The organism is Paenibacillus sp. EKM212P, from assembly GCF_011066115.1.
In the GTDB taxonomy this organism is placed as follows: Bacteria; Bacillota; Bacilli; order Paenibacillales; family Paenibacillaceae; genus Paenibacillus; species Paenibacillus polymyxa_B.
Genome location: NZ_JAAMNR010000002.1, coordinates 329482 through 352566, shown reverse-complemented (window position 1 = coordinate 352566; position 23085 = coordinate 329482). Strand labels below are relative to the sequence as shown.

The following is a 23085-nucleotide window of genomic DNA, read 5'->3' as shown; positions in this document are numbered from 1 at the left end:
TGCTAGAATAATACATGTACGGTACAAGCCGCTGATGATGTGAAGTCCAGATGGACGAGGGAAGAAGGGATGAGTCACGGACGAATTATTACTGCGTCTAGCTGACGGCAAGGAATGGACGCATACGGAAATGATGGAGCTGCTGACACGTCTGGATGATGAGCCGACGCTACGGGCTCAACTGAGACACCTGGCAGCTCGCACCAAATTGGAGCGCTATGGCAAAGGTGTTTTTTTACGGGGATTAATTGAATTCTCCAGTATATGTCGTCAGGACTGCATGTACTGTGGGCTGCGCGCTTCGAATAAACAGGCAGATCGTTACCGTTTGCAGCCAGAAGAAATTCTGGCCTGTTGTGCGGAGGGGTATGAACTCGGTTATCGGACCTTTGTGCTGCAAAGTGGGGAAGATTACTGGTTTACAGCAGCCCGGCTGACGAAATTGATTCGGGAAATTAAAAGCCGTTTTGCGGATGTGGCGGTTACACTGTCCATCGGTGAACGGGATGATGAAACTTATGAGCAATTATACGAGGCTGGCGCGGACCGTTTTTTGCTGCGGCATGAGACAGCTTCTCCCCATTTGTACGCCAAGCTGCATCCGACGATGACGATGGAAAGCAGGCGCAGCCGTCTGCTGGCTTTGCAACGAATCGGTTTTCAGATCGGGGCCGGATGTATGGTGGGGTTACCAGGACAAACGAATAGTGAATTAGCAGACGATTTGGTCTATCTACACAGCCTGTCACCAGATATGATCGGGATTGGTCCCTTTTTACCGCATAGCAACACGCCTCTTCGGGATGCCAGTCAGGGGAGCATGGAAAAGGCACTCGATATTATTTCGTTATCCCGATTGGTCGTTCCAGATGCACTTATTCCGGCGTCTACGGCAATGGGAACGATTCATCCCCAAGGCAGGGAGAAGGCGCTTCAGGCGGGAGCGAATGTGGTGATGCCCAATTTGTCGCCACTGGCGGTGAGACCTAAGTATGCGATTTATGAGAATAAAATATGTTTGGGCGATGAGTCTGCCCAATGTCGACATTGCCTGGAATTGCGGATTCGCGGAGCGGGATTTGAAGTCGATATGGGGCGCGGCGATAGTTTGAGGGTGCAACGACAGCTTATAAGACAGGAAACTTTGTGAGGCCATAACGGAAACATTGCAGTAACCATAAATAAGGAGATGGGTATACGTGAGTGGAGTACGAGAGAAAGTGTCGGCGGATTTTATTAATGAAGCAGAGATTATGGCGGCAGTGGAGCAGGGGAAACAAGAGGCAACAGATCGACACCGTATTTTAGAAATTTTAGAAAAGGGGAGAGCCTGCCGGGGACTGAGTGCGAGTGAAGCGGCGGCTCTTTTGCATGTGGATGATCCTGAATTATTGGAAGAGATGTTCAAATCTTCGAGAGCAGTCAAAGAACAAATTTATGGCAACCGGATTGTGCTGTTCGCCCCTTTATATGTAAGCAACCACTGCGTGAATAACTGTGAATATTGTGGTTATAAACATACCAATGACAGCTTTACTCGTAGCCGTCTGACACCGGAGGAATTGGTGGAGGAGGTTAGAGTGCTTCAAGAACTGGGACACAAGCGGCTCGTGCTGGAAGCGGGGGAAGACCCAGTCCATTGTCCCATTGACTATATCGTCGATTGTCTGCGTCAGATCTATGAGGTCAAGGTAGATAACGGCAGCATACGGCGGATCAATGTGAATATTGCATCCACAACCGAGGAGGACTATCGGAAGCTGGCAGAGGTGGGCATTGGTACGTATATTTTATTTCAGGAAACGTACCATCGGGAAAGCTATCGTAAATTCCACCTACAGGGACCAAAGCGGGACTTTGATTGGCACACCACCGCAATGGACAGAGCCATGCGTGCGGGTATAGATGATGTGGGGATCGGTGTGTTGTACGGCTTGTATGATTTCCGCTATGAGACCGTAGCGATGCTGAAACATGCCGAACACTTGGAAGAAGCCTTTGGCTGTGGCCCTCATACGGTTTCAGTTCCACGATTGCGTCCGGCTGAAAATGTAGATCTGGAGCGATATCCGTACCTGGTCAACGATGAGGATTTTATGAAAATTGTATCCGTTCTTCGACTGGCTGTTCCTTATGCTGGCATGATCCTGTCCACTCGCGAGGAGCCAGAATATAGGGACCGCGTCATTGGTATAGGCGTGTCGCAGATTAGTGCAGGTTCAGCTACAGGCGTAGGTGCATATGCAAAACAGGAAACTGATGATAAACCTCAATTTGAGGTGGGGGATCATCGCTCACCATCGGAAATTATTAAAAGTTTGTGCCGTGGCGGATATATGCCGAGCTACTGCACAGCTTGCTACCGTGAGGGGCGAACTGGGGATCGTTTCATGGAGCTTGCCAAATCAGGACAAATTCATAATGTGTGCCAGCCGAATTCGCTGCTGACCTTCCAAGAATATCTGCTGGATTATGGGGATGAGGAGGCGCGTGAACTGGGAGCTGCCGCTCTGCGAGAGAATCTGGAGCGTATACCACGTGAATCGACGCGCCGTTTGACGCTTGACAGACTGGAACGACTGGAAGCAGGCGAACGTGATTTGTATTTTTAGTAATTTATATTATTCGTAGTATCATTTCACGCTATGAAAATTCTCATGATTTATAATAGAACTTGAAAATGAAAAGCAGTCGCGTTGGAATCAGCGCGACTGCTTTTGTGTGTCTGGAAAAAAATATTAATGATGAGATGAGGTCTTTTAGGAATAACTGCCGGCTTCTACAGCTTGCTCCCATGCCAGCATAGCAGATGGGAAGCATTCAATAGCACGGGGAAAGACCCCCTGTACATAAGCGATGAAAATACCATAGTTCACAATCGGCACCCCGGCAGCTTTTGTTTCCGACATTCGATGAAGCATCGTACGCCGATTGAGCATGCATGCACCGCAATGAATAACCAGTGCGTATTCACTCAGATCATCAGGGAAGCTGGAGCCGGATGCATGCTCGATGATGAGACGTTTGCCTATCGTTTGGCGGAGCCAGCGGGGAATTTTCACTCGACCAATATCGTCAGATTGGCATTGGTGAGTGCAGGCTTCGGCAATGAGTACACGGTCTCCATCCTTGAGGCGATCAATGGCTCTTGCACCTCGTACCAGTTCGTCCAGATCGCCTTTATGACGGGCAAACAGGATGGAAAAAGAGGTAAGAGGCACATCCTTGGGTGTGTCGGCCGCTACTTTCATAAAAACCTGTGAATCGGTAATGACCAAGCGAGGCTTGCGTCCCAATCTCTCGAGCGTCAATCGTAGTTCATGTTCTTTGGTCACTACAGCGATGGCATCACTCTCTAGTGTATCGCGGATTGTTTGCTGCTGTGGCAGGATCAATCGGCCTTTTGGTGCAGCTTTGTCGATGGGAACGACCAGCACAACAACATCGCCGGGTGACAACAGGTCACCGACGATACGGAAACGATCCTCGTTTTGAGGGAGCGTATTAGTAATAGCTTTTTTCAGTTCCGTGTCTCCCCAAAGCAAAGATGCACTGAAAGGAATCAGGGTGAGATCCAGTTCAGTTGCCAGCTTTGTAGCCATATTATCTGATTCAGTAAGGGTATCTATCTTATTCAATACCCCAATAACAGGAATCTTTTTGGTGCGGAGCTTTTCGAGTAGCTCATGCTCGAATGGTCCGACACCAACGGTGGCGTCGATAACGAGCAGGGCCAAGTCTGTACTATTAAGTATTTCAAGCGTTTTGTTGCGGCGCAGCTCCCCGATCTCACCCTCATCGTCCAGTCCGGCGGTATCCACCAGAACAATGGGACCCGCTGGGAGCAGCTCCATTGGTTTGAAAACGGGGTCCGTGGTCGTACCACCTACAGGAGATACCACAGCGGCGGGCTGACCGGTCAGGGTGTTCAGAATGCTGGATTTGCCTGCGTTGCGGCGACCGAGCAGGACGATATGTGGTCGGTTGCTACGAGGGGTATCATTCATTCCCATGGTGAGTTCCTTCTTCCTGTCCCGGAATTCCGGGCTTGGTTACTGTATAGGGATGGCATAATTGGTCAATCCGCGAACGGGTCAGTAGGCCGCGATCTTCTGCAATATCCTCTGGTGCGCGACCTTGCACAATGGCTGCAGATGCAATAGAGGCAGCTTCATCATAGCCAAGCTCCGCGACCAGCGCAGAAGCCATCACGGCTGAGTTACGCAGATTTGTAGTACAGCGTTCCTCACGCACGATCAGGCCGCGCACACATCGCTCCTCGAATAGTCGAACCGCGCTGTTCAGAATATGTAGCGATTCCAGCAGCGATTCGGCAATCAGCGGCAGGAATGCGTTTAGCTCCAACTGACCGGAGGCAGCGGCCATAGTGATAGCCGCATCTTCGGCTATCACACGCATGGCTGTGAGTCCTGCCATTTCAGCTATTACCGGATTGACCTTGCCAGGCATAATAGAGGATCCCGCCTGAACTGGAGGCAGCGTGTATTCGCCAAAACCACCGAAAGGACCAGAGGCCAGTAGGCGAAAATCGCCAGATATTTTGTACAGATTCACGGCGGCTGATTTGAGTAGACCGGACACCTCCACAAAGACATCCATATTTTGAATCGGGTCCATCGGGTGGTCACTGCGACTCAGTCCAAAGCCAGTCTCATCCGCCAGCTTTTCGACCATCCGATAGCTGTATGCGCGGGGCGCGTTCATACCTGTGCCAATCGCCGTGCCCCCAATAGGGATTTCCCGCAGCCGCTCTTCAGCTTTATAGAGACGCCAGCGGTCGCGCGCTATAGCCTTTGCGTAGGCACCAAAGCCCTGCCCGGCCATCATGGGCAGAGCATCCATTAGCTGAGTGCGGCCTAGCTTGAGCAAGTCGGCATATTCTGTTTCTTTGTGCTGTAAAGCATCCTGTAACGAAGACATCGTGTCACATAAAGGCCGAAGCAGCCGTATCGCTGCAATTCGTAGCGCTGTCGGATAGACATCATTCGTAGACTGGCAGCAGTTCACATCATCCAGCGGATGTAAAATCTCATACTGCCCTGGTCTGCCTCCCAGCTGTACGATGGCCAAATTAGCAATGACCTCATTTACATTCATATGGGTACTGGTGCCTGCGCCGCCTTGCATGGCATCCACGGTAAACATATGTTGATGCCTCCCGGCGAGTATTTCGTCGCAGGCATTTACAATGGCAGAGGCCCGTTGGGCAGGAATTCGTTTCTGCTCACCATTTACTTGAGCGGCTACTTTTTTTACCAACACAAGAGCGTGGATCAAGTTTTGGTTCACGGGCCTGCCACTGATCGCAAAATTGTTCATCGCGCGTGCAGTGTGAATACCGTAAAAGGCATCTGCGGGAATTTCCATCTCTCCTAGCGCATCCCGCTCGGTTCGCGTATTTGTAGGCAGAGAAAGACCTTCAGTCATAGACCCGTTGCTGGAATGCGTGTCATATGCAGTAGCTGACGTGCACTTGCAGCACGTTTTTCCTCGACACGGGCGTGAACCAGATCTGGTTCGACCAGCTTGAGGGCTTGTGTTGGACATTTACCAATACAGGCCGGACCGCCGTCCACGCCTTCGCACAAATCACATTTACTGGCAATCATGCGTTCTTTGGGTTGCAAACGACCTGACATATTGGTATACAATCCGTCCTGCACTACAGGCTGCCCGTTTCGATACTCAGGTACCATGGTAATCGCGCCGTAAGGGCAGGCGATCATGCAGGTTTTACAGCCAATGCAGCTTTCACTATTAATGAGAATGCAGCCATCTGCATTCGTAATGGAGCCGTTCGGACAAGCGTTGGCGCATGGGGCATCCTCACAGTGACGACACTGAACGGGTGCAGTGACTCCAAATGATTTGATAACCTTCAGACGAGGGTGGAAATGAAACTCATCATCCGGCGAGATAAAAGGGTTCTCCGCTGAATGTGCGATGACACATGCGATTTCACAGGTACGACAGCCGATACACTGATCGGGATCAGCTAAAACAAAACGGTTCATACAATTCGACTCCTCTCTAACTAACGACAAATATAATGTATACAGCATAAAAATAACTTAACGTATTAATTAATGGAGTAACCCGTATCCCCTTTGGTGGAAATAGTGCTACTGCGGCTTTGCTTGCCGGGCCCCCGTTGTTGGAAGGTCGTGTGCAGCAGATGATGCGATACATGACCCAGCGGCTCACCTAGAAATTCATCATAAAGTTTGATGATGTGAGGGTTCTCATGCGATTTTCGTACCTGGTGTGCAGCATCATGTCCATAGATGGAGGATTTACGTGCCCGATAAGCTTCAATTCGTTGCTTTTCTAACATGAGCTTGGGTTGTCCCCCTCCGCTGATACATCCAGCAGGGCAGCCCATCACCTCAATAAAATGATAATCACATTCGCCCGCCTGGACACGATCCAATAGCTGATAGGCATGTTGTAGCCCGGCGACGACCGCTACCTTGAGCTGCAGCTTGCCTGCCTGAACCTCAGCTACTCGAATGCCTTCCTCACCACGAACAAAATCGAGTTGGAGCTTCGGCAGTTTTTCATTTGTCAGCAGCTCGTAACCTGTACGGATGGCAGCTTCCATGACTCCTCCGGTGACTCCAAAAATGGAGCCTGCACCTGAATATTGTCCTAACGGTGAATCGAATTCTTCATCAGGCAGGTTCGCAAAATCAATTCCGCGCTGCTTGATCCAGTATGCAAGTTCACGCGTGGTCAGTACCTCATCCACATCACGGTAACCGTCAGATTCCATTTCGGGACGATCGCACTCAAATTGTTTACAGGTACATGGCATGATGGCAACGCTGTATATATTCGCAGGTTCCACCTCGTCTAGTTGTGCGCCATAAGATTTGATTAGCGCTCCTAACATTTGCATCGGAGATTTGCAGCTGGATAGATGGTCTAGCAGATCGGGATATTCTATTTCTGCAAATCGGACCCATGCTGGACAGCAGGAGGTGAACATGGGTAAGGGACCGCCTTCGGTCACGCGACGAATCAATTCAGTGCCTTCCTCCATAATGGTCACGTCAGCTCCAAAGTTGGTGTCGTATACTCGATCGAAGCCAAGGCGGCGCAAAGCAGCAGCCATTTTCCCAGGCGTCAAGGTGCCGAACGGCATTCCGAATTCCTCCGCGAGTGAAACACGAATGGCAGGAGCACATTGGACGATCCGAAACTGTCCAGGTTTGGTCATCATATCGGCTACCTTATTCAAGTTGTAGCTATAATAGGCAGCGAATAGCGGCTCTCTGATGTCGGCAGGCATATCGCGTTCTTGGATACGTTCCAGCCGTCTAGCGGCGCCTTCCTGTGGAGATGAACCTGCCCAGTCAGATGCGTATACGCTGCATATTTGTACACATTGACCGCAAATAACACATCGGTCTGCATTAACGGTTTGCGGTTCTCCGGGCAGTCCCTCTATGGCATCTACTGGACAAACCCCAGCACAACGTCTGCATCCCGTGCAGAGCGTAGGGTCAATATGAATGACAGGGTCTGTGCAATCAGTCGTCTTTATACAAGGAGGTGAAGAGATCTTGTCTATTGTGGTTGACATGTTTTTCTACCTTTCTGCGGCTGATTTTGACCTTATAGGCGTGGGAAAAAGACTTCCCGCCGAGGCTCTGGAGGTGAGTCGGATATACCTTTGGCCAGCCGTAGGACATGATTCGGGCAGGCCTCTACACATGCAGGCTGTCCGTTCTCTGTTTCCGCGCACAGATCGCATTTGCTTGCCGCGGTGCGGGGAAGGGCGACTCGATTTGCACGGTGAGTCAGGCCGGACTGCGTTACAACGTGTCCTGCCCGGTAGACCGGAGACACCTCAATTGCCCCGAAGGGGCAGGCCAAAACACAAGAGGTACAGCCGATACATCGTTCCTCATCTATCATAACGACGCCGTCCTCCTGACGAATGGCCTGTACCGGACAGGCATGTGCGCAGGGGGCATTTTCGCAATGCCGGCATTGCACCGGCACATAGATCTCCCCTGTACGTACAACATACACCTTGGGTACAACAGGTACGCTGACGGTTCCGACCGAAGCTCCTATACCGTTAGCCTGACTGTGAACGGCGAAGCACGCCAGTTCACAGGCTTTGCAGCCGATGCACTGCCCGGCGTCTGCGACTACAAAAGAAGAAGCAACAGCGCTTGTTCTACTGGCTGCTCCCATTCTACTCGTCGAAGCTGACCGGTTATCTGTCGGACGGTGCATCATATTCCCTGTGCCGCTCATCTCGTCACCTTATCAGCCAAAACAGCTTCCTGGACGTTCATCTGTCTGCGAATCCGTTGGTACGATTCATGTACATCACGTTCGGCCTGCGCTTGGTCGGCGATCCGTTCCAGACGGATGGCACAGTATTTTAATTCCGGGGTTTTGGATACCGGATCGAGAAAATCAGCGGTCAGCTCGTTGCATGCTCCAACCCACCAGTGATAGGTCATGTAGGTTGCACCTTGTTGCACACGGTCACTGATTTGTGCCCGTGCCATTATGCGTCCCCGACGGGAGGATATGGCAACAATTTCGCCATCCCGAATATTCAGATCTGCTCCGTCTTCTGGGCTAATCTGAATAAAGCCAGGCTCATCAGACAACTGGCGCAGCGCGCGGCAATTGCCTGTCATAGTTCGCACGGAATAGTGACCTACCTCACGGACTGTGGACAAGACAAGCGGGTATTTTGCATCCGGTTGTTCTTGTGGCGGACGCCATTCGCAGGCGAATAATCTGCCTTTGCCACTAGGTGTCGAGAATTGATTTCCCTTATACAAATACGGTGTACCTGGATGATCCTCGGTAGGGCAAGGCCATTGAACTCCGCCTTGCTGCTCCATCTTTTGGTAGCTGGCACCCGAGAATAATGGGCTGAGGCTGCGCATTTCATCCCAAATTTCCTCTGTGTTTGCATAGGACATAGGGTAGCCCATGGCGGTAGCAACCTCGCTAATAATGGCCCAGTCTGGCTTAACATCACCCTGTGGCTCAACGGCTTTGCGGATGCGCTGAAAGCCCCGATCTGCCGAAGAATATACACCGTCATGCTCGCCCCAAGCAGTAGAAGGGAGGATGACATCGGCGTGCAGCGCTGTTTTGTTCATGAAAATATCCTGAACCACGACAAATTCCAATTGGTCTAGGGCTTCACGCAACTCGGCGGCGTTCGGATCACTTTGTACAGGGTCCTCTCCGAAAATGTAATAAGCTTTCAGCTTGTTCTCCTTCAGGATGAGGTGCGGTACCTCTGTAAGTGGATAGCCTTTTTTACGCGGCAGCTCAACACCCCATGCTTTTTCAAACTTTTTGCGGACTGTGTTGTCTGTTACATCCTGATAGCCAGGATACACATTCGGCAAAGCGCCCATATCGCAGGAACCCTGTACATTGTTTTGTCCCCGTACTGGTCCGATACCGACATTCGGCTTGCCCAGATTTCCCGTCAACAGTGCAAGGGAAGCGAGCCCCTTTACCACATCAACGGCCTGTGAAAATTGACATACGCCCATTCCGTACAAAATTGTAGCGGTAGGGGCCTTTGCATATTCCCTCATAGCCGCGCGGATATCGGCCGCCTTGACCCCCGTAATGCCTTCCGCATATTCGGGAGTATATTTTTTAATGCTGTCTACGTATTCGGCAAAGCCTTCTGTGTTTGCTTCCACATATCGTTTGTCGTACAGTCCTTCATGCACAAGTACATGACCAAAAGCGTTCACCAAAGCCATGTTTGAACCGCCCTTTAGGGGTAGCCACATATTCGAAATACGAGCTGTTTCGGTCATGCGCGGATCGCATACAATAATCTTGGCGCCTCTTTGCTTGGCAGCTACAATGCGTCTTGCGACGATTGGATGTGTTTCGGGTGCATTATATCCAAACACGAAAATGAGATCAGAGTGTTCAATTTCAGGAATAGAGTTGGACATAGCTCCATCTCCGAGCGAGTAAGTCAAACCTGCCACAGAAGGGCCGTGGCATACACGAGCGCAATGGTCAATATTGTTCGTGCCAATGACCGCCCGCATGAACTTTTGCATGACATAATTGGCTTCATTTCCCGGACCGCGTGCGGAGCCCGTTCCCATAATGGAGTCGGGTCCGTATTTTTCCTTAATTGCTGACAGCCGTTCGGCAGTATATTGAATGGCTTCCTTCCACTCCACTTCCTCCATAACTCCATTTTTGCGAATCATGGGCTTGCGCAAGCGTGCAGTCAGAATTTGTGGGTCATTCAAAAAATCCCATCCATAGTGTCCTTTCAGACACAACGTTCCTTCATTCGTACGACCACCAGCCGGCTCTGCGCCAATTACCTGTCCTTTTTCCACCAGCAAATGAAGCTGACAACCGCTCCCGCAGTAGGGACATACGGTCAATACCTTGTCTGCCATAAGTGCAGCACCTCTTTTATATGAAATAGATGAAACTCGTAACATAAAAAAAGCCAATACAAAAATGCCGCTTTACGCTGCATCCTGTACTGGCTTATCCGCGAGCGAGGAGACAGGCTCCTTCCCGCTAATCCAACCGGTGTATGTGTTGTAGTTCTAGAGAAATGATAATGTGTCCGTCTCCATGGACGGAGGGGCAGACCTCCCAAGTATAAGTGAAGGGACTGCCGAGTGTTTTTTCGGCTTCGTTCATAAACTCCTTTTCCAGATAGGGACGAAGGACGTTCCAATATTCCCTGACCTTGTCCTCGGCCCCTTCATGAACGAGAATTTCGGACAAATTAGACAATGTACCTCGAATTTCTACCGTAATCCGGAGCGGCGAATCCAGTGAAACCTTGACGTTGTCCGGTCCTTTTCCACGGTAGTGCTTGACAATACATACGGCCAACTTCCTGATGCGCTCACGGTATTCCAATTCGGTATTCAACATCTGGACACTCCGCTTCGAATCAAAATAAAGGCGTACTTGCCGCGCATGCCAGACAGCCTGTGTAGCTGGTTTTAGAACAAAACGTAACCGTCCCGACCCAAGTGGTCTGCCCAGCACGGCGTATCACCCTTCTATGGTAGAACAGGTTGACTCGGAAAGATGTGAAATTCATTACACTGAACCAAAAATTTACATAGATTAGACCGCTCTTGAAGTAGCTATACTTCTATCGTTTGTATGATGCTCCTCATTCCGTCGTGTTGTTTGTACAGTTCCAATACAAAAGCAGTTGAATGACATACTATGGGCTGAGATTAGTAAATGGCATTCTCAAAGCCCTCTATACTGAAATAGCTCAGTGCGAATCTCAGAGATTTATAGTAAATTATTCATTTATATGATTTGCAATATCAATTTTTATTTTTCACATTGGACGGAAATGCTAGTCGAACTCCAGAAGGCATAGATATGTTATCCAAAATGGTGGTAAAGTACGGGTTCAAGATGTAGAATCTATGCGATATTCAGTTTGTAGAAGGGCAACGCCAAGGTCGCCAAATGAAGACTTAGTAGGAATTACTGCAACGTGTGGCTGAACATGAAGCCGCAAGTCAAGCCACGTTAGAATAAAGAGAAGAGGTCCGTGCTAAAATGCATGGACCTCTTCAAACTTGTAATAATTGATTTTTTATGAAACTTTACTGTTTAACCAGAACGGATAAATCGCCTTCAAAAACTTGCTCCTCTTTGTTGTTGAAAGTCGACAGCAATACAGTAACGAGTCCTGTTCCATTCCTCATCTCTTTTACTCCAATCACTTCAACAATGGTGTACAATTCGTCGCCTGGATATACTGGTTTAATAAATTTAATATTATTCATAGCAGTTCCAGCAATAACCTCATCACCGTAACTGCCTGTTTCAACCCAAAGCTTAAAAGAAACAGCTAATGTTTGAATTCCTGAAGCGATAATTCCATTAAATCTACCTTGTAATGCTTTCTCTTCATCTAAATGCATATATTGCGGGTCAAACTCCCTTGCAAATCTGGTAATATCCTCTTTAGTTAATTTTAAAGACTTGGTTTTAAATACTTGTCCGATATAAAATTCATGAAACCGCATTATTACACCTCTTGATTAAATTATTTGCTTATTTATAGAGTAGCATAATATCACCAATCATTTGTAGTCCCACTCAGCAAGTAACCCTCCGTACTTTTGTACAGTCAGATCAATGTAAGTGTCTGCTTTTTGAAGGATTATATTTCCATTAACATAAGTCTCACCGGTAACAGTGGCAGGGTTATTTGACTTCAATGCAGAGTGACTCTTTGGAACTGCTTATTTTATATACTTCGACATTCGATGCAAATAAATAAAAATTATTGACAACTGTTAAATTATGGACAACAATAGAATGCAATAATATATAAATATTGGTACTTCTGTATGGAGGGTGGTTTATCTATGAAAGTTACACCCACGATTAGAGCAGAATTGGAACAATATCTAAAACAAGAAGGTTTGAGCATGATGGAGTTTGGGCATATAGCGGGCATGAATAGGGGGATAGTAAGTAGCATAGTGTCAGGCAATAAATCTATGTCTGTTAACCAGATAGATCGCATTACCGAGGCTATGGGGTTACCGGAAGGTCACTTTTATGACTTGTTCATAGAAAACTACATCATCGACCATCCTCCGAATATGAGACGAATCGAGCCATTTTTGTTTCGCTGTGCGGAGTTGGACAAGTTGGATGCAATCCGTCGAGTGGTGGGAGCCATCATGGACAATCTACTGTATTCACCCAAGCTATTTGAAATTGCAGAAGAATTGTTGGCGCAGGGAAGACATGCGGCTGCATTGCTGCTTTATGAGGGGGTAGCTGAAGCGGAGAAATATCAACATTCAGAACGATTGGCAGTCTGTCAATATCGTATATTCACGATTCAGATTGGTGACGACCAAAGCCGCAACCACAAGGCAGTTATACTATTTGAGCCTTATGTCGAGCGCCTAGATGATTTAGAACAACTTGATGCGTTAAAGGATTTGGCTAATGTGTACAGGTCTTTGCGTAAGTGGGACAAGGTTGAGGAAATGGCAAGGCAAATGAGAGGGAAAGCTGAAGTACAATATTCCATAAAGCATCAGCAGAAGAATCGAAAGAACAGGGAGCATGAAAAGGAAACCAGAAATCCGTTATTTGGATACATTGCTTACGCCGATTTGTTGTGTGCTAGTGTTTGTGAAGCCCAAGGCGATTATCAACAAGCTCTACTATATACATACGCCTATGCGAATTTAGATTGGGTCAAAGAGACTGATGAAGATACTCAACACTGGGTAAACTTGTTCAGTCAGTGGGCAGAAGGTAACACGTACGTCAATAAACTCCTGTCTGGAGATGTTAGCGTGCTGCCAGACTATGTTGAATATATAGCGGCAACATCAACCGCTAACGAAAATGAGAAACTCTCAAAGCTGTTGAACGTTATGATAGCGGCTAACCGATATGAAATAGATGTGGATGATGTCCTTTCACGTTTTGAAACAAATATTAATTCATTTGCTCAACTCCCAACATCATCTGATATATATACCCAACAAGTAATACCAGACTATTTCGCATGGTTTGCTTACGAAATGGCTCATTATTATTTACATCGGGTGAAATACAGTGATGGCTTTAAATACTTGATGTATGCAATGGCAAAGTCACATATAATAACTAATGAAACAAACTTTATAAATTGTATTGGTCTGTTTATGCGTTTTCAAGTCCATGCGACTCCTGAAATCAAAACAGAGTTCTCCAATCTAATTGAAAAGGTGTGGTTAAGTAATGTTGAAAAAAATGGCATTGTTAATTGTTGCGAGTAGCTTTTTGTTTTTTATAACTGTACCGGCTCACAATCATGAGCAGCTTATTCAGACCCTTGTACAAATTGGGGGATTCTAAAGCTAAAGAAAGCTCTGCCGACCATAAGGTTAGCAGAGCTTTCTTCAATGCAGGAATTACCACAGAATTCACCGAAGTAGTTGAATTTAGAGTAGATATGAAAAGAACTACCAGATTGTAGTCGGAAGTCTCTTTCAGGTAGACCAAATCAAAAAAAATAGGAGGGGAATTTATGAAGAAAAGAATATTTCTTTTCTCGATTTTATCTTTAGCTGTAGCAACTACGGTAGGGGTTGCTTCAGCTTCAGTAAGTACAACTAGCGAAAACACCATAATTTCTCAAAGATCGGGTGGAAGCGCAACTGTAGGAGAATCCTTTAATGTCCCTAAAGGATGGGGTCATGTTAAACTTCGTATGAAGAATCACTCTGATCATCCAGTAAAGGTGAGTTTAATTCACAACGGTTCAAACAAACTATATATTGATGCATTAGTAATCACTCCTCACGACACAGTTACTTGGAAATCTACTGATGAAGGTATCACCAACGGTTTGCGTTCTGGATACTACACACTTCAGTGGAGAGGCAGCGATTATAAAGTTAATGGGGAAACATAGGGAGTGGCTGGTTCACAGCCTGGAGACATCTAACTTGTCCAAGCTAAGCGACGTTATTGGGTGGGTGGATGATGCGTCGTTCAAGATAGTAAGGGAATTAGTCTCTTAATTGGTTTGTGGGAATTTCTTTATTATCGAGCAGTTTGAATTTAGAGTAGATGTAAAGATGGGCTCGGCTGGATTGATTTTGAGGGTTCTTTTCCCACAGGAACAGGCTTTGCAAATGCAAGTAGTGACGTGGCTAATCCAAAAGGTGTTGTAACTCCACAAGCTTACACAGAGCATGTCATTAATTATGCAAGAAACAAGCAATTTAAAACTTGGGCAAATGATTAGGAAGACTATGCAGCTACAGGAGTAGGTTATTAGGACTTGAACTTCCTAAATGGGTATAGGCACGATTCAATCTCTATTAGTTATACCGACTCCACATGCGAATTATTAGCAGGATGCACCCGTTACAAAATTCAAACTTATAATTATTCCACATATTAATAGACCATCGGTAGCAAGCCAATAAGCAGTAGCTGAGTATACACTGGAGTTTCCGAGTTCGCGCTATCCAGAAATGGGAGCACACAACAAAGATGCTATAGCAGCCGGCCATTCTGCTGTATGTACTATTGAACGGGACGGAGCTGAAGAAACTCGGAAGAGTCTTTAAAAGATGTTCCTACAAAAAAAGTGATTTGACCGCGACGAGTGACCGATGGCGATGTGCGCTGAAGGTGGCGCAGGTGCTGATATCCGATACATAACCCTTAGTACAACAGGGGAACAGGATCTTGGGTAAGTAGTCAGTTAAATAAGTATAATGATGGTACAAAGGTGAGTTTTATTGTGAAATAAGGATGAGAGACGCTACTGGTTATCAGCCGATAGAGTCTTTTTTTATACCCATTAAAAAATAAATATGCAAATATTTAGATTATATTTATAGATTAGCAAGTTTATGTTTAGACACAATTCCTCAATTAAATTATTCTTAGTTCTATTAAACCTATTGGAGGATTATTTAATGAAGAAAGCATGTATAACAATTTTATTTTTAGTTCTTTTATCTCTTCCCTTATCCAATGTTTTTGCAGCCGAAGCAGAGTATTCAGAAAATCTAGTTCCACATATGACAACTAACATTTTGCCATCTGGAGTAGCAAGCGCAAGTAATGAATATTCATACGCATATGAGGCGTTTAACAAGGAATTTGCTACTATTGCTAGTGCGTGGACATCAAGTACAACTGCTGCTTGGCTAAGATATGACTTTCCTAACCCCGAAGTTATTGAGCAATATGTTATATATCCACAGACAACGGCAACTGACCGTGCCCCTAAAAATTGGACTTTCGAAGGCTCAAATGATGGGATGACTTGGAACGTGCTAGACACTCAGTCAAATATCACTGGATGGGTAAATAGCACTCCCAAAAAATTCACTTTTTCTAATTCTAATTCATACAAGGATTATAGAATTAATATTACAGGCAATAATGGAAGTCAGTATCTAGCTCTTAGCGAATTAGAGATGATGTCTAAAGTGTCGAGCTCCACTCCTAATCCAGGAACAGAGGAACCAACTCCAAACGGGGATCGTGCTATTCTGGTAGTCACCATGACAACTGGCTTAGAGAAGGAATTTGATTTGAGTATGCAAGAGGTCAATGACTTCATTGCATGGTATGAGGGCAAGCAGGCTGGTTCTGGATCGGCTTCATACGCCATTAATAAGCACGATAACAATAAAGGCCCATTCAGCAGCCGCAAGGATTACATGCTGTTTGATCGTATCCTTACGTTTGAAGTAAGTGAATACTCTAAATAAATCAAAAAGCTCAGCTGACCTTAATGGGTCGGCTAAGCTTTTTTTGTTAAGAAGCCCTTCCTTAAACCAAGACCTCGCATAGCCTATGGAGTAGGAGTACCCTAAAATAAAGGAGGCGTTACGTGTGGGGGAAATGAAAAGAGACTACGAGGGAATCACCGGAAGAGTTTGGACATCGATAGCTGCTGTCTTGGCACTGTTCATATTGCTGGTAATCATCTTGAAATTAATTCATTTATAAAGATTCTTAAGCTCCACCGAGGGATTTAATTTCTAAAGCATAGCCCCAGTAGTTCCTGAGGAACCTATAAGGTTCGCCGTTTGGCCCATTCCCGACCTTAAAGAAGTTGGTGAAACAACGTTTTAGACACACAAAAGGAACCTCAGCGGCTTTTCCGGAGAAGGTAGGGTAATAACCCCTTAACGAAGCCTGATCCACGTCGGAGCGGCTGAAATAAAGCGGACTGATTCATGAGAGTCGCCTCTTTTTGGAATGGTTGGTTTGTGCTTACCATTAGCCGAAAAGGCGACTCCTTTTATCCTATTTTTGGTTAATCAACAAGCCTGACTTTGCTTCAAGATCTTCTATAATTTCCAGTGCAACAAAATATCCGAAAAATAATGTTAAAATATCCTCGTATCGTTTTCCTGATCCTCTTGCTCTACTTAATAATATATTTTGACTTTCTTGTATTTTTTTTTTATGGAATGATAGAGAAACAACGGATGAATTGGAAGCGATCAAATCCATCATTAGAATTGACAACTTTTTCTGAAACTCTTCAATCGGAAAGTCATTATTTTCTTTCGAATACAGCTGCATCGTTTCAGGTGGATCTCTAAATGAAGTTTGATATTGAGTATTGAAAACACCTTCATTAGCTATTTTGTCAACAATTAATTTACCAAAAACGATCCCTGATGCGAATGCTTGCCCAGGAATTCTTCCTATACCAAGATCACCATTAAATTGAGCTTCTCCAGTAGCAAAAACACGATTCAAGTTTATAGCCTCAGCATTAGCATTGATTTCGATTCCTCCTGAAGAATAGTGCATCGTTGGTGTAATTTTAATTCTTTTATTTTTAACTACTTTAGGACTAAATCCATATGTTTTGAATTTTTCATTTAATACATTTTCATCAGCATGGCTCATATCTAAGTACATATCCTTTTTTTGTTTGATGCATTCTAGTTGGAATTTTAAAATCTCATCAATCATTTCGTGGTAATCATCCCGAGCAATTGCATCACAAATATATTCATCTTCTAATAATTGAGCTCCTTCCTCATCTATTATTTTCCCTTGACTCAAAGATACAACCCCGCCCAATAAAATTTGTCTTCCGTTATATATAGACCAAGGATGACACATTACTGTAGACATTCCCTTTAATCTCGCACCTATTTTCTTAGCTAAGATTAGCGTTTCACCAGTTGAACCGGGCGAATTATCATTGAAACAGAATTGTCCTGCATATCCCCCCGTAGCTAATACCAAATAATTAGTATATATTCTGATAAATTGATCTGATTGTGTGTCATAAAATATTGCGATAATTCCGTGATCGTACTTTTCCAAATGTATCAAAATTTTATTACACATCGGTTGTTCAATATGTTGTAATAAACAATTGATTAATTTCTTTCCCCCATGTGATTTAATCATACATTCAGGCATGATACCAAAGGATGTTTTCTCATAAGAAATACCCAATTCTTCGAAGAAATTTATAATTATGTTGGAATTCCTATATAGCGATTCAATTACGGATCGATCTGCTCCACATTTATCAATAGTAAGATTAATAATATGATTAATTTCATTCTCTGAGGGAACACGTGTATTTGCTGCTGAAAGAAAGGAGTTGCTTTGTTTGGGTGCACTCTTTTTTGTTACAATCGTGTACTTGATATTGTTTTTTGACAAATAATAAGCAGCAGTAAGCCCTGAGATCCCCGTACCGACAATCAAAATTGGAGTGTAGTGTTCAACGGATATTCCATTTTGTTTCATCATTCCAACTCCTTTTTAGGATGTGAATGTTATCTTCGGCTGAATCTCGTAGTCGGTTTTCTATTTTTTTGCAACAAAACGCATCAGGATGATATTTATAAAATTCTAGCTCTGTTGTTAATTTCCTGTGATTTATATCAAATTATATAACTATATTTCGTTTTATACTTTATATAGTTATTAAGAGCTAACAAAATCAAATACAAACAATTTTGCAAAAGTAGAGGAAAAAAGAACCATTATAGCAATTGCTATAATGGTTCTTATTACGAGTTACAATATTCTTGTTACCGACTAAGAATGGAATCTAAACAAAATATTTTCCTGATTGTACAAGTTTATTCCTTATTTTGTCAACATTATCTGAGAATATATAACTGATTCAGCTTTCACAGTATGAATATTCAAACAAATTCTTAATGTAATAATTAGAAAGGGCCACAGAGTTCATCGTATTCATCCATTTGTATAACCCTTTTTTTAACCTTCGACTTTTAGTCGAAGGTTTTTACTAATTAAGAGCTGATAGAGAAACAGTGCAATGAACCGCCTATATTCACCTTCTCCAGCCTTATAGCCTTAACCTATCACTTCTATAGATATCATATCTTAGACCAATCAAACATCCCGTGGTATATTGTTGACATTCAAGAGAGAGCCGTTAGCTTCTCTCCACTAGGTTCGAAAAACACAGGGGTGAATAATGATGAGTAAAAAGACCATGTTCGAGAAAATTTGGGATAACCATGTCATCTATCAGGAAGCGGGTAAGCCGAGTATTTTGTACATTGATCTTCACCTCGTACATGAGGTAACATCGCCACAGGCGTTTGAAGGATTACGTCTTAGCGGCCGTCAGGTGCGTCGTCCAGAGCTTACGTTTGCAACGATGGACCATAACGTACCGACTAAGGACCGTTACAATATTACGGACCCGATTTCCAAGCAGCAGATCGATACATTAACTCAAAATTGCCGTGATTTCGGTGTCACACTGTATGATCTGGATACGGTTGATCAAGGTGTTGTTCACGTTATGGGACCTGAACTTGGTCTGACTCATCCGGGCAAAACGATTGTTTGTGGTGATAGCCATACCTCCACACATGGGGCGTTCGGAGCGCTCGCTTTTGGTATCGGAACCAGTGAGGTAGAGCACGTAATGGCAACACAATGTCTCCAGCAAGCCAAAGCCAAAACGATGGAAGTTCGCTTTGTAGGCCGCCGCAAACCTGGTGTGACAGCAAAGGATATGATTTTGGGTGTCATCGCCAAATATGGTACAGATTTCGCTACAGGTTATGTTATTGAGTACACAGGTGAATCTATCCGCGAATTGAGCATGGAAGAGCGCATGACTGTGTGTAACATGTCCATTGAAGGCGGAGCCAGAGCAGGAATGATTGCACCGGACGAAACCACCTTCAACTACTTGCGTGGACGTCAACATGTAGCACAAGGAGCTGCTTTTGAGCAAGCGGTTGCTGAGTGGAAAGAGCTTGTCACAGATGAAGGTGCTGAGTTTGATGTCGTGCTGGAGTTTGACGTAGATGCTTTGATTCCGCAAGTAACCTGGGGCACTAGCCCGGGGATGGGTACAGATATTTCCTCAACCGTACCGATTCCGGCAGAACTGCCAACCGAAAACGAACGTAAAGCGGCTGAAAAAGCGCTTGAATATATGGATTTGAAGCCAGGTACTCCGATCACGGATATTGCGATTGATTATGTGTTTATCGGCTCCTGCACCAACGGGCGAATTGAAGATTTGCGTGCAGCCGCTGAGGTTGCCAAAGGTTACAAGGTTTCTGACAAAGTAACGGCCATCGTCGTACCAGGTTCGGGTCGTGTGAAAATTCAGGCTGAAGAAGAAGGACTGGACGTCATTTTTAAAGAAGCAGGATTTGAGTGGCGTGAAGCGGGATGCAGTATGTGTCTTGCGATGAATCCAGATGTACTGCAACCGGGACAGCGTTGTGCTTCGACTTCTAATCGTAACTTTGAAGGTCGTCAGGGACGCGGAGGACGGACTCATCTGGTATCTCCAGCAATGGCAGCCGCTGCGGCGATTCATGGACATTTTGTTGATGTACGGGATTGGAAATTCAAGCAGGAAGAAGTAGTCCGCTAGGATACAGAGGAGGAATTACGATGGAAGCTTTCACAACATTAAAAGGAATTGTAGCCCCTGTGGATCGGGTGAACGTGGACACAGATGCTATCATACCTAAGCAGTTTTTGAAACGAATTGAACGTACGGGCTTTGGACAGTTTCTGTTCTACGAGTGGCGGTTTGATGAAGCCGGCAATGTCAATCCTGAATTTGAACCCAACAAGCCTCGTTATGCAGGAGCGTCTGTGCTGATCTCTCGCGCTAACTTTGGCTGCGGCTCCTCACGTGAGCATGCGCCCTGGGCGATTATGGACTATGGGTTTCGTTGCGTAATTGCACCGTCTTATGCAGATATCTTCTATAATAACTGTTTCAAAAACGGTATATTGCCGATCAAGCTATCTGAAGAGCAAGTAGAGGAATTGTTTCAGCGTACGGCGCAGCATGATAATTACCAATTGAACGTAGACCTGAATGAAAAAACAATCACTGACGACTATGGTCTGAAAATTGAATTCGATCTGGATGAACATCGCCGTCAGTTCCTGCTGCAAGGCTTGGACGATATTGGCCTGACACTCCAGCATGAATCTGAAATTCTGGCGTATGAACAAAGACGCGCTGCGAAACAAGGCGCATAAGGTTAATTCCCAGTTCAGTATCAATACGAAGCCATATAGCTTGCTCATTTGTTAGACAGAAAGCCCGTACTGGCAATTCTTTTGCCTGCGGGCTTTTATTATGCTCAAACAATAAATTGGAAAATAAGGGGTTGACGGTTCGACTCAGCATGGTATTGTAAATGTAAATTGGTTTGAAGGACTGTGTCTGTGAGAAATACCAAAAAATACATATATAAGTTAGGGGAATGAGGATGAAGAAATATGGTTGGGTGATACTAACGGCTATCTTGATTTGGTTGTGGCCGTCCTCCCCTCATGTGAATGCGGCTGGAGCAGATTTGTTTTTGGATGGCAAAAGAGTGGAAGCGCCTGCGGATGCCAAACCTGAAATGGTCAATGGAAAAATCATGGTACCGCTCCGGGTGGTTGGGGAGCAGCTGGGGTATCAGTTCAAGTGGGAACCACAAGCCTATAAAATCTCAATCCAAAAAAACAGTACCGATATGTCTATGTATGTAGGCCGTACATCGGCTGATGTGAATGGAAAAACAGTAAGTCTGGATGCGCCTCCTGTACTTCGGGGCAATTCGACCATGGTTCCATTGCGTTTTGTTGGGGAGCAAATGGGGCTGAAAGTAGATTGGAATAATAAAAGTAAATCCGTAAATCTCAGTCAGAAGGCTGCAACTCAACAAGCGAATAAACAGTCTCAATCCCAACCATCGTCGCAAACGTCAACACAGAGTACAACTAGCACCAACAAAACGTCTTCAGCAACAGCGACGACAATAACCCCAGTTGAAGCAGACAAGCATACTGAAGCTACAACTTCACCATCCAAGCAGCAGAATACAGAACAGACCACAGCGAATGCGTTGCTTGTACAAAATATTACTTTTGAGGGTGAGACGTTAAAGATTTCTTTGAACAAAGATATTGCCCCTAAAGTATCCAAAATGACGGAGGCCGACCGTATTGTTGTAGATTTACCAGAAGCTTCAATGACGACTGATTTTCTTCAGCCATTCCCGATTCGTAGCGATGGCACGCGGGCGCTGACGAATAGTGACAGTGAGGATGTGCAGGAAATTAGATTTGCTCCCACAGATGGACCGAATGGGGGCGTACGCATTGTCATTGCTTTAAATCAAGCACGTGATTACGATCTATCAACCAATGGCCTAGGCGATATCACCCTTCAATTACGTGAGCATAGTATGAATCCAGTAGCGGTAACACCAACGAATGTCGAAGGACGGCGAATCGTCGTCATTGATCCCGGACATGGTGGCAAAGACCCTGGAGCAGGTAGTGTGACTGGGCGACATGAAAAGGAATTTACATTGGCGGTAGCGTTAAAAGTTGAGCAGCTTCTGCAAAATGATCCTGACATTCAAATCGTATTGACTCGCAATGGAGATACGTATCCCACGTTGGATGAACGACCACAACTCGCTAATAGTCAGCAGGCAAGCGTGTTTGTATCTATTCATGGTAATAGTATGCAAGCTTCAGATAAAGGAAAAACCAATGGCTCTGAAACCTATTATGCACGTCAGGACAGTTTGGCACTGGCAAAGACGATGCATAAATATCTTGTAGCGGCTACCGGATTTAAGGATAATGGCATCAGGGTGGCAAACCATGCAGTGACGAGAAAATCACAAATGCCTGCTGTATTGCTGGAATGTGGCTACCTTAGTAATCTATCCAATGAAGCAGCCATGTTTACAGAAGAAACACAGGAGAAGATTGCCGAAGGTATTGTCGATGGGTTGAAGGAGTATCTTGGAACGGGCACAGGAGCAACTGAATCACTTAACTAAGGCTGTTTGCAATAAAAGCTACTTTCCACCTTTTAATGAAAATTCATGAGGGTGAAAAGTAGCTTTTTTAGTTTTTTTAGCTGTGACTTTTGACGGAAAACGAATGATCTATATTTTTAGTCAAAATTCGACAAAAATAGTTCTTTGGCACGTATATTTCTGTTATGATGGAATATATTCGCAACTTTTGGTGTGAGATAACGTCTAAAAGGTTGTC

General features: G+C 45.2%; 17 protein-coding genes and 1 pseudogene. 9 read left to right on the top strand and 9 right to left on the bottom strand.

Annotated elements, in window-relative coordinates; translation table 11 throughout:
* The first annotated feature begins 91 nt into the window (after positions 1 to 91).
* On the top strand, positions 92 to 1150 hold the full coding sequence (gene hydE, locus G9G54_RS07700) for a [FeFe] hydrogenase H-cluster radical SAM maturase HydE (protein WP_274597341.1): 1059 nt from the start codon (positions 92 to 94) through the stop codon (positions 1148 to 1150).
* Positions 1151 to 1199: 49 nt separating this feature from the next.
* On the top strand, positions 1200 to 2612 hold the full coding sequence (gene hydG / locus G9G54_RS07695) for a [FeFe] hydrogenase H-cluster radical SAM maturase HydG (protein ID WP_165177145.1): 1413 nt from the start codon (positions 1200 to 1202) through the stop codon (positions 2610 to 2612).
* Positions 2613 to 2759: 147 nt separating this feature from the next.
* Here hydG and hydF read toward each other — a convergent pair whose 3' ends face one another.
* The 8 genes from hydF to G9G54_RS07655 all read right to left on the bottom strand — a co-directional run bounded on the left by hydF (position 2760) and on the right by G9G54_RS07655 (position 12065).
* The gene (hydF, locus tag G9G54_RS07690) at positions 2760 to 4013 is read right to left on the bottom strand and encodes a [FeFe] hydrogenase H-cluster maturation GTPase HydF (RefSeq protein ID WP_165177143.1); all 1254 of its coding nucleotides are present in this window, start codon (positions 4011 to 4013) and stop codon (positions 2760 to 2762) included.
* The gene (locus G9G54_RS07685) at positions 4000 to 5448 is read right to left on the bottom strand and encodes an aspartate ammonia-lyase (RefSeq protein ID WP_165177141.1); all 1449 of its coding nucleotides are present in this window, start codon (positions 5446 to 5448) and stop codon (positions 4000 to 4002) included. Before G9G54_RS07685 ends, hydF begins: the two co-directional genes overlap by 14 nt.
* Positions 5445 to 6035 (bottom strand): 4Fe-4S dicluster domain-containing protein, encoded by a 591-nt coding sequence (locus G9G54_RS07680; protein WP_013310648.1) that lies wholly within the window; start codon positions 6033 to 6035, stop codon positions 5445 to 5447. Before G9G54_RS07680 ends, G9G54_RS07685 begins: the two co-directional genes overlap by 4 nt.
* A 65-nt stretch (positions 6036 to 6100) precedes the next feature.
* Entirely contained in the window at positions 6101 to 7606 is a 1506-nt protein-coding gene (locus tag G9G54_RS07675) for a [FeFe] hydrogenase, group A (protein ID WP_238807860.1), read from the bottom strand.
* Positions 7607 to 7638: 32 nt separating this feature from the next.
* Positions 7639 to 8289, bottom strand: a complete 651-nt coding sequence (locus G9G54_RS25990; RefSeq protein ID WP_165177140.1) for a 4Fe-4S dicluster domain-containing protein — start codon at positions 8287 to 8289, stop codon at positions 7639 to 7641.
* Positions 8286 to 10448 carry a formate dehydrogenase subunit alpha gene (gene fdhF / locus G9G54_RS07665; protein ID WP_165177138.1) on the bottom strand — a complete coding sequence of 721 codons (2163 nt, stop codon included), beginning with the start codon at positions 10446 to 10448 and terminating at the stop codon, positions 8286 to 8288. Before fdhF ends, G9G54_RS25990 begins: the two co-directional genes overlap by 4 nt.
* A gap of 127 nt (positions 10449 to 10575) precedes the next feature.
* Positions 10576 to 11058, bottom strand: coding sequence for a DUF2294 domain-containing protein (locus tag G9G54_RS07660; protein ID WP_238807852.1), 483 nt, complete (start codon positions 11056 to 11058; stop codon positions 10576 to 10578).
* A gap of 581 nt (positions 11059 to 11639) precedes the next feature.
* Positions 11640 to 12065 (bottom strand): MaoC family dehydratase, encoded by a 426-nt coding sequence (locus G9G54_RS07655; RefSeq protein ID WP_028540679.1) that lies wholly within the window; start codon positions 12063 to 12065, stop codon positions 11640 to 11642.
* 345 nt (positions 12066 to 12410) lie between these two features.
* Here G9G54_RS07655 and G9G54_RS07650 point away from each other — a divergent pair, with 345 nt between their 5' ends.
* From G9G54_RS07650 to G9G54_RS07640, 4 genes and pseudogenes are all read left to right on the top strand, one after another.
* A complete protein-coding gene (locus G9G54_RS07650) occupies positions 12411 to 13829 on the top strand; it encodes a helix-turn-helix domain-containing protein (RefSeq protein WP_165177136.1) in 1419 nt (472 codons plus the stop codon).
* A gap of 251 nt (positions 13830 to 14080) precedes the next feature.
* Positions 14081 to 14467, top strand: coding sequence for a hypothetical protein (locus G9G54_RS07645; protein ID WP_165177134.1), 387 nt, complete (start codon positions 14081 to 14083; stop codon positions 14465 to 14467).
* Between the two features lie 535 nt (positions 14468 to 15002).
* A pseudogene (locus G9G54_RS25540) lies at positions 15003 to 15316 on the top strand (NucA/NucB deoxyribonuclease domain-containing protein); the annotation flags it as partial.
* A 169-nt stretch (positions 15317 to 15485) separates the two neighbouring features.
* A complete protein-coding gene (locus G9G54_RS07640; protein WP_165177132.1) occupies positions 15486 to 16289 on the top strand; it encodes a discoidin domain-containing protein in 804 nt (267 codons plus the stop codon).
* Between the two features lie 541 nt (positions 16290 to 16830).
* Here G9G54_RS07640 and G9G54_RS07635 read toward each other — a convergent pair.
* Positions 16831 to 18306: an FAD-binding protein gene (locus tag G9G54_RS07635; RefSeq protein WP_165177518.1), complete on the bottom strand. Its 1476-nt coding sequence runs from the start codon at positions 18304 to 18306 to the stop codon at positions 16831 to 16833.
* Positions 18307 to 19012: 706 nt separating this feature from the next.
* Here G9G54_RS07635 and leuC point away from each other — a divergent pair.
* From leuC to G9G54_RS07620, 3 genes are all read left to right on the top strand, one after another.
* The gene (gene leuC / locus G9G54_RS07630) at positions 19013 to 20437 is read left to right on the top strand and encodes a 3-isopropylmalate dehydratase large subunit (RefSeq protein WP_069289784.1); all 1425 of its coding nucleotides are present in this window, start codon (positions 19013 to 19015) and stop codon (positions 20435 to 20437) included.
* Positions 20438 to 20457: 20 nt separating this feature from the next.
* Complete coding sequence (gene leuD, locus G9G54_RS07625) at positions 20458 to 21060, top strand: 3-isopropylmalate dehydratase small subunit (RefSeq protein ID WP_165177130.1); 603 nt, start codon at positions 20458 to 20460, stop codon at positions 21058 to 21060.
* A gap of 233 nt (positions 21061 to 21293) precedes the next feature.
* The gene (locus G9G54_RS07620; RefSeq protein ID WP_165177128.1) at positions 21294 to 22868 is read left to right on the top strand and encodes an N-acetylmuramoyl-L-alanine amidase; all 1575 of its coding nucleotides are present in this window, start codon (positions 21294 to 21296) and stop codon (positions 22866 to 22868) included.
* Positions 22869 to 23085: the final 217 nt, after the last annotated feature.

Bases quoted from the DNA above. Each gene is read 5' to 3' on its own strand.
- hydF (WP_165177143.1), bottom strand. From the start codon at position 4,013: ATGGGAATGAATGATACCCCTCGTAGCAACCGACCACATATCGTCCTG.
- G9G54_RS07685 (WP_165177141.1), bottom strand. From the start codon at position 5,448: ATGACTGAAGGTCTTTCTCTGCCTACAAATACGCGAACCGAGCGGGAT.
- G9G54_RS07680 (WP_013310648.1), bottom strand. From the start codon at position 6,035: ATGAACCGTTTTGTTTTAGCTGATCCCGATCAGTGTATCGGCTGTCGT.
- G9G54_RS07675 (WP_238807860.1), bottom strand. From the start codon at position 7,606: ATGTCAACCACAATAGACAAGATCTCTTCACCTCCTTGTATAAAGACG.
- G9G54_RS25990 (WP_165177140.1), bottom strand. From the start codon at position 8,289: ATGAGCGGCACAGGGAATATGATGCACCGTCCGACAGATAACCGGTCA.
- fdhF (WP_165177138.1), bottom strand. From the start codon at position 10,448: ATGGCAGACAAGGTATTGACCGTATGTCCCTACTGCGGGAGCGGTTGT.
- G9G54_RS07655 (WP_028540679.1), bottom strand. From the start codon at position 12,065: ATGCGGTTTCATGAATTTTATATCGGACAAGTATTTAAAACCAAGTCT.
- G9G54_RS07650 (WP_165177136.1), top strand. From the start codon at position 12,411: ATGAAAGTTACACCCACGATTAGAGCAGAATTGGAACAATATCTAAAA.
- G9G54_RS07645 (WP_165177134.1), top strand. From the start codon at position 14,081: ATGAAGAAAAGAATATTTCTTTTCTCGATTTTATCTTTAGCTGTAGCA.
- G9G54_RS07640 (WP_165177132.1), top strand. From the start codon at position 15,486: ATGAAGAAAGCATGTATAACAATTTTATTTTTAGTTCTTTTATCTCTT.
- G9G54_RS07635 (WP_165177518.1), bottom strand. From the start codon at position 18,306: ATGAAACAAAATGGAATATCCGTTGAACACTACACTCCAATTTTGATT.
- leuC (WP_069289784.1), top strand. From the start codon at position 19,013: ATGAGTAAAAAGACCATGTTCGAGAAAATTTGGGATAACCATGTCATC.
- leuD (WP_165177130.1), top strand. From the start codon at position 20,458: ATGGAAGCTTTCACAACATTAAAAGGAATTGTAGCCCCTGTGGATCGG.
- G9G54_RS07620 (WP_165177128.1), top strand. From the start codon at position 21,294: ATGAAGAAATATGGTTGGGTGATACTAACGGCTATCTTGATTTGGTTG.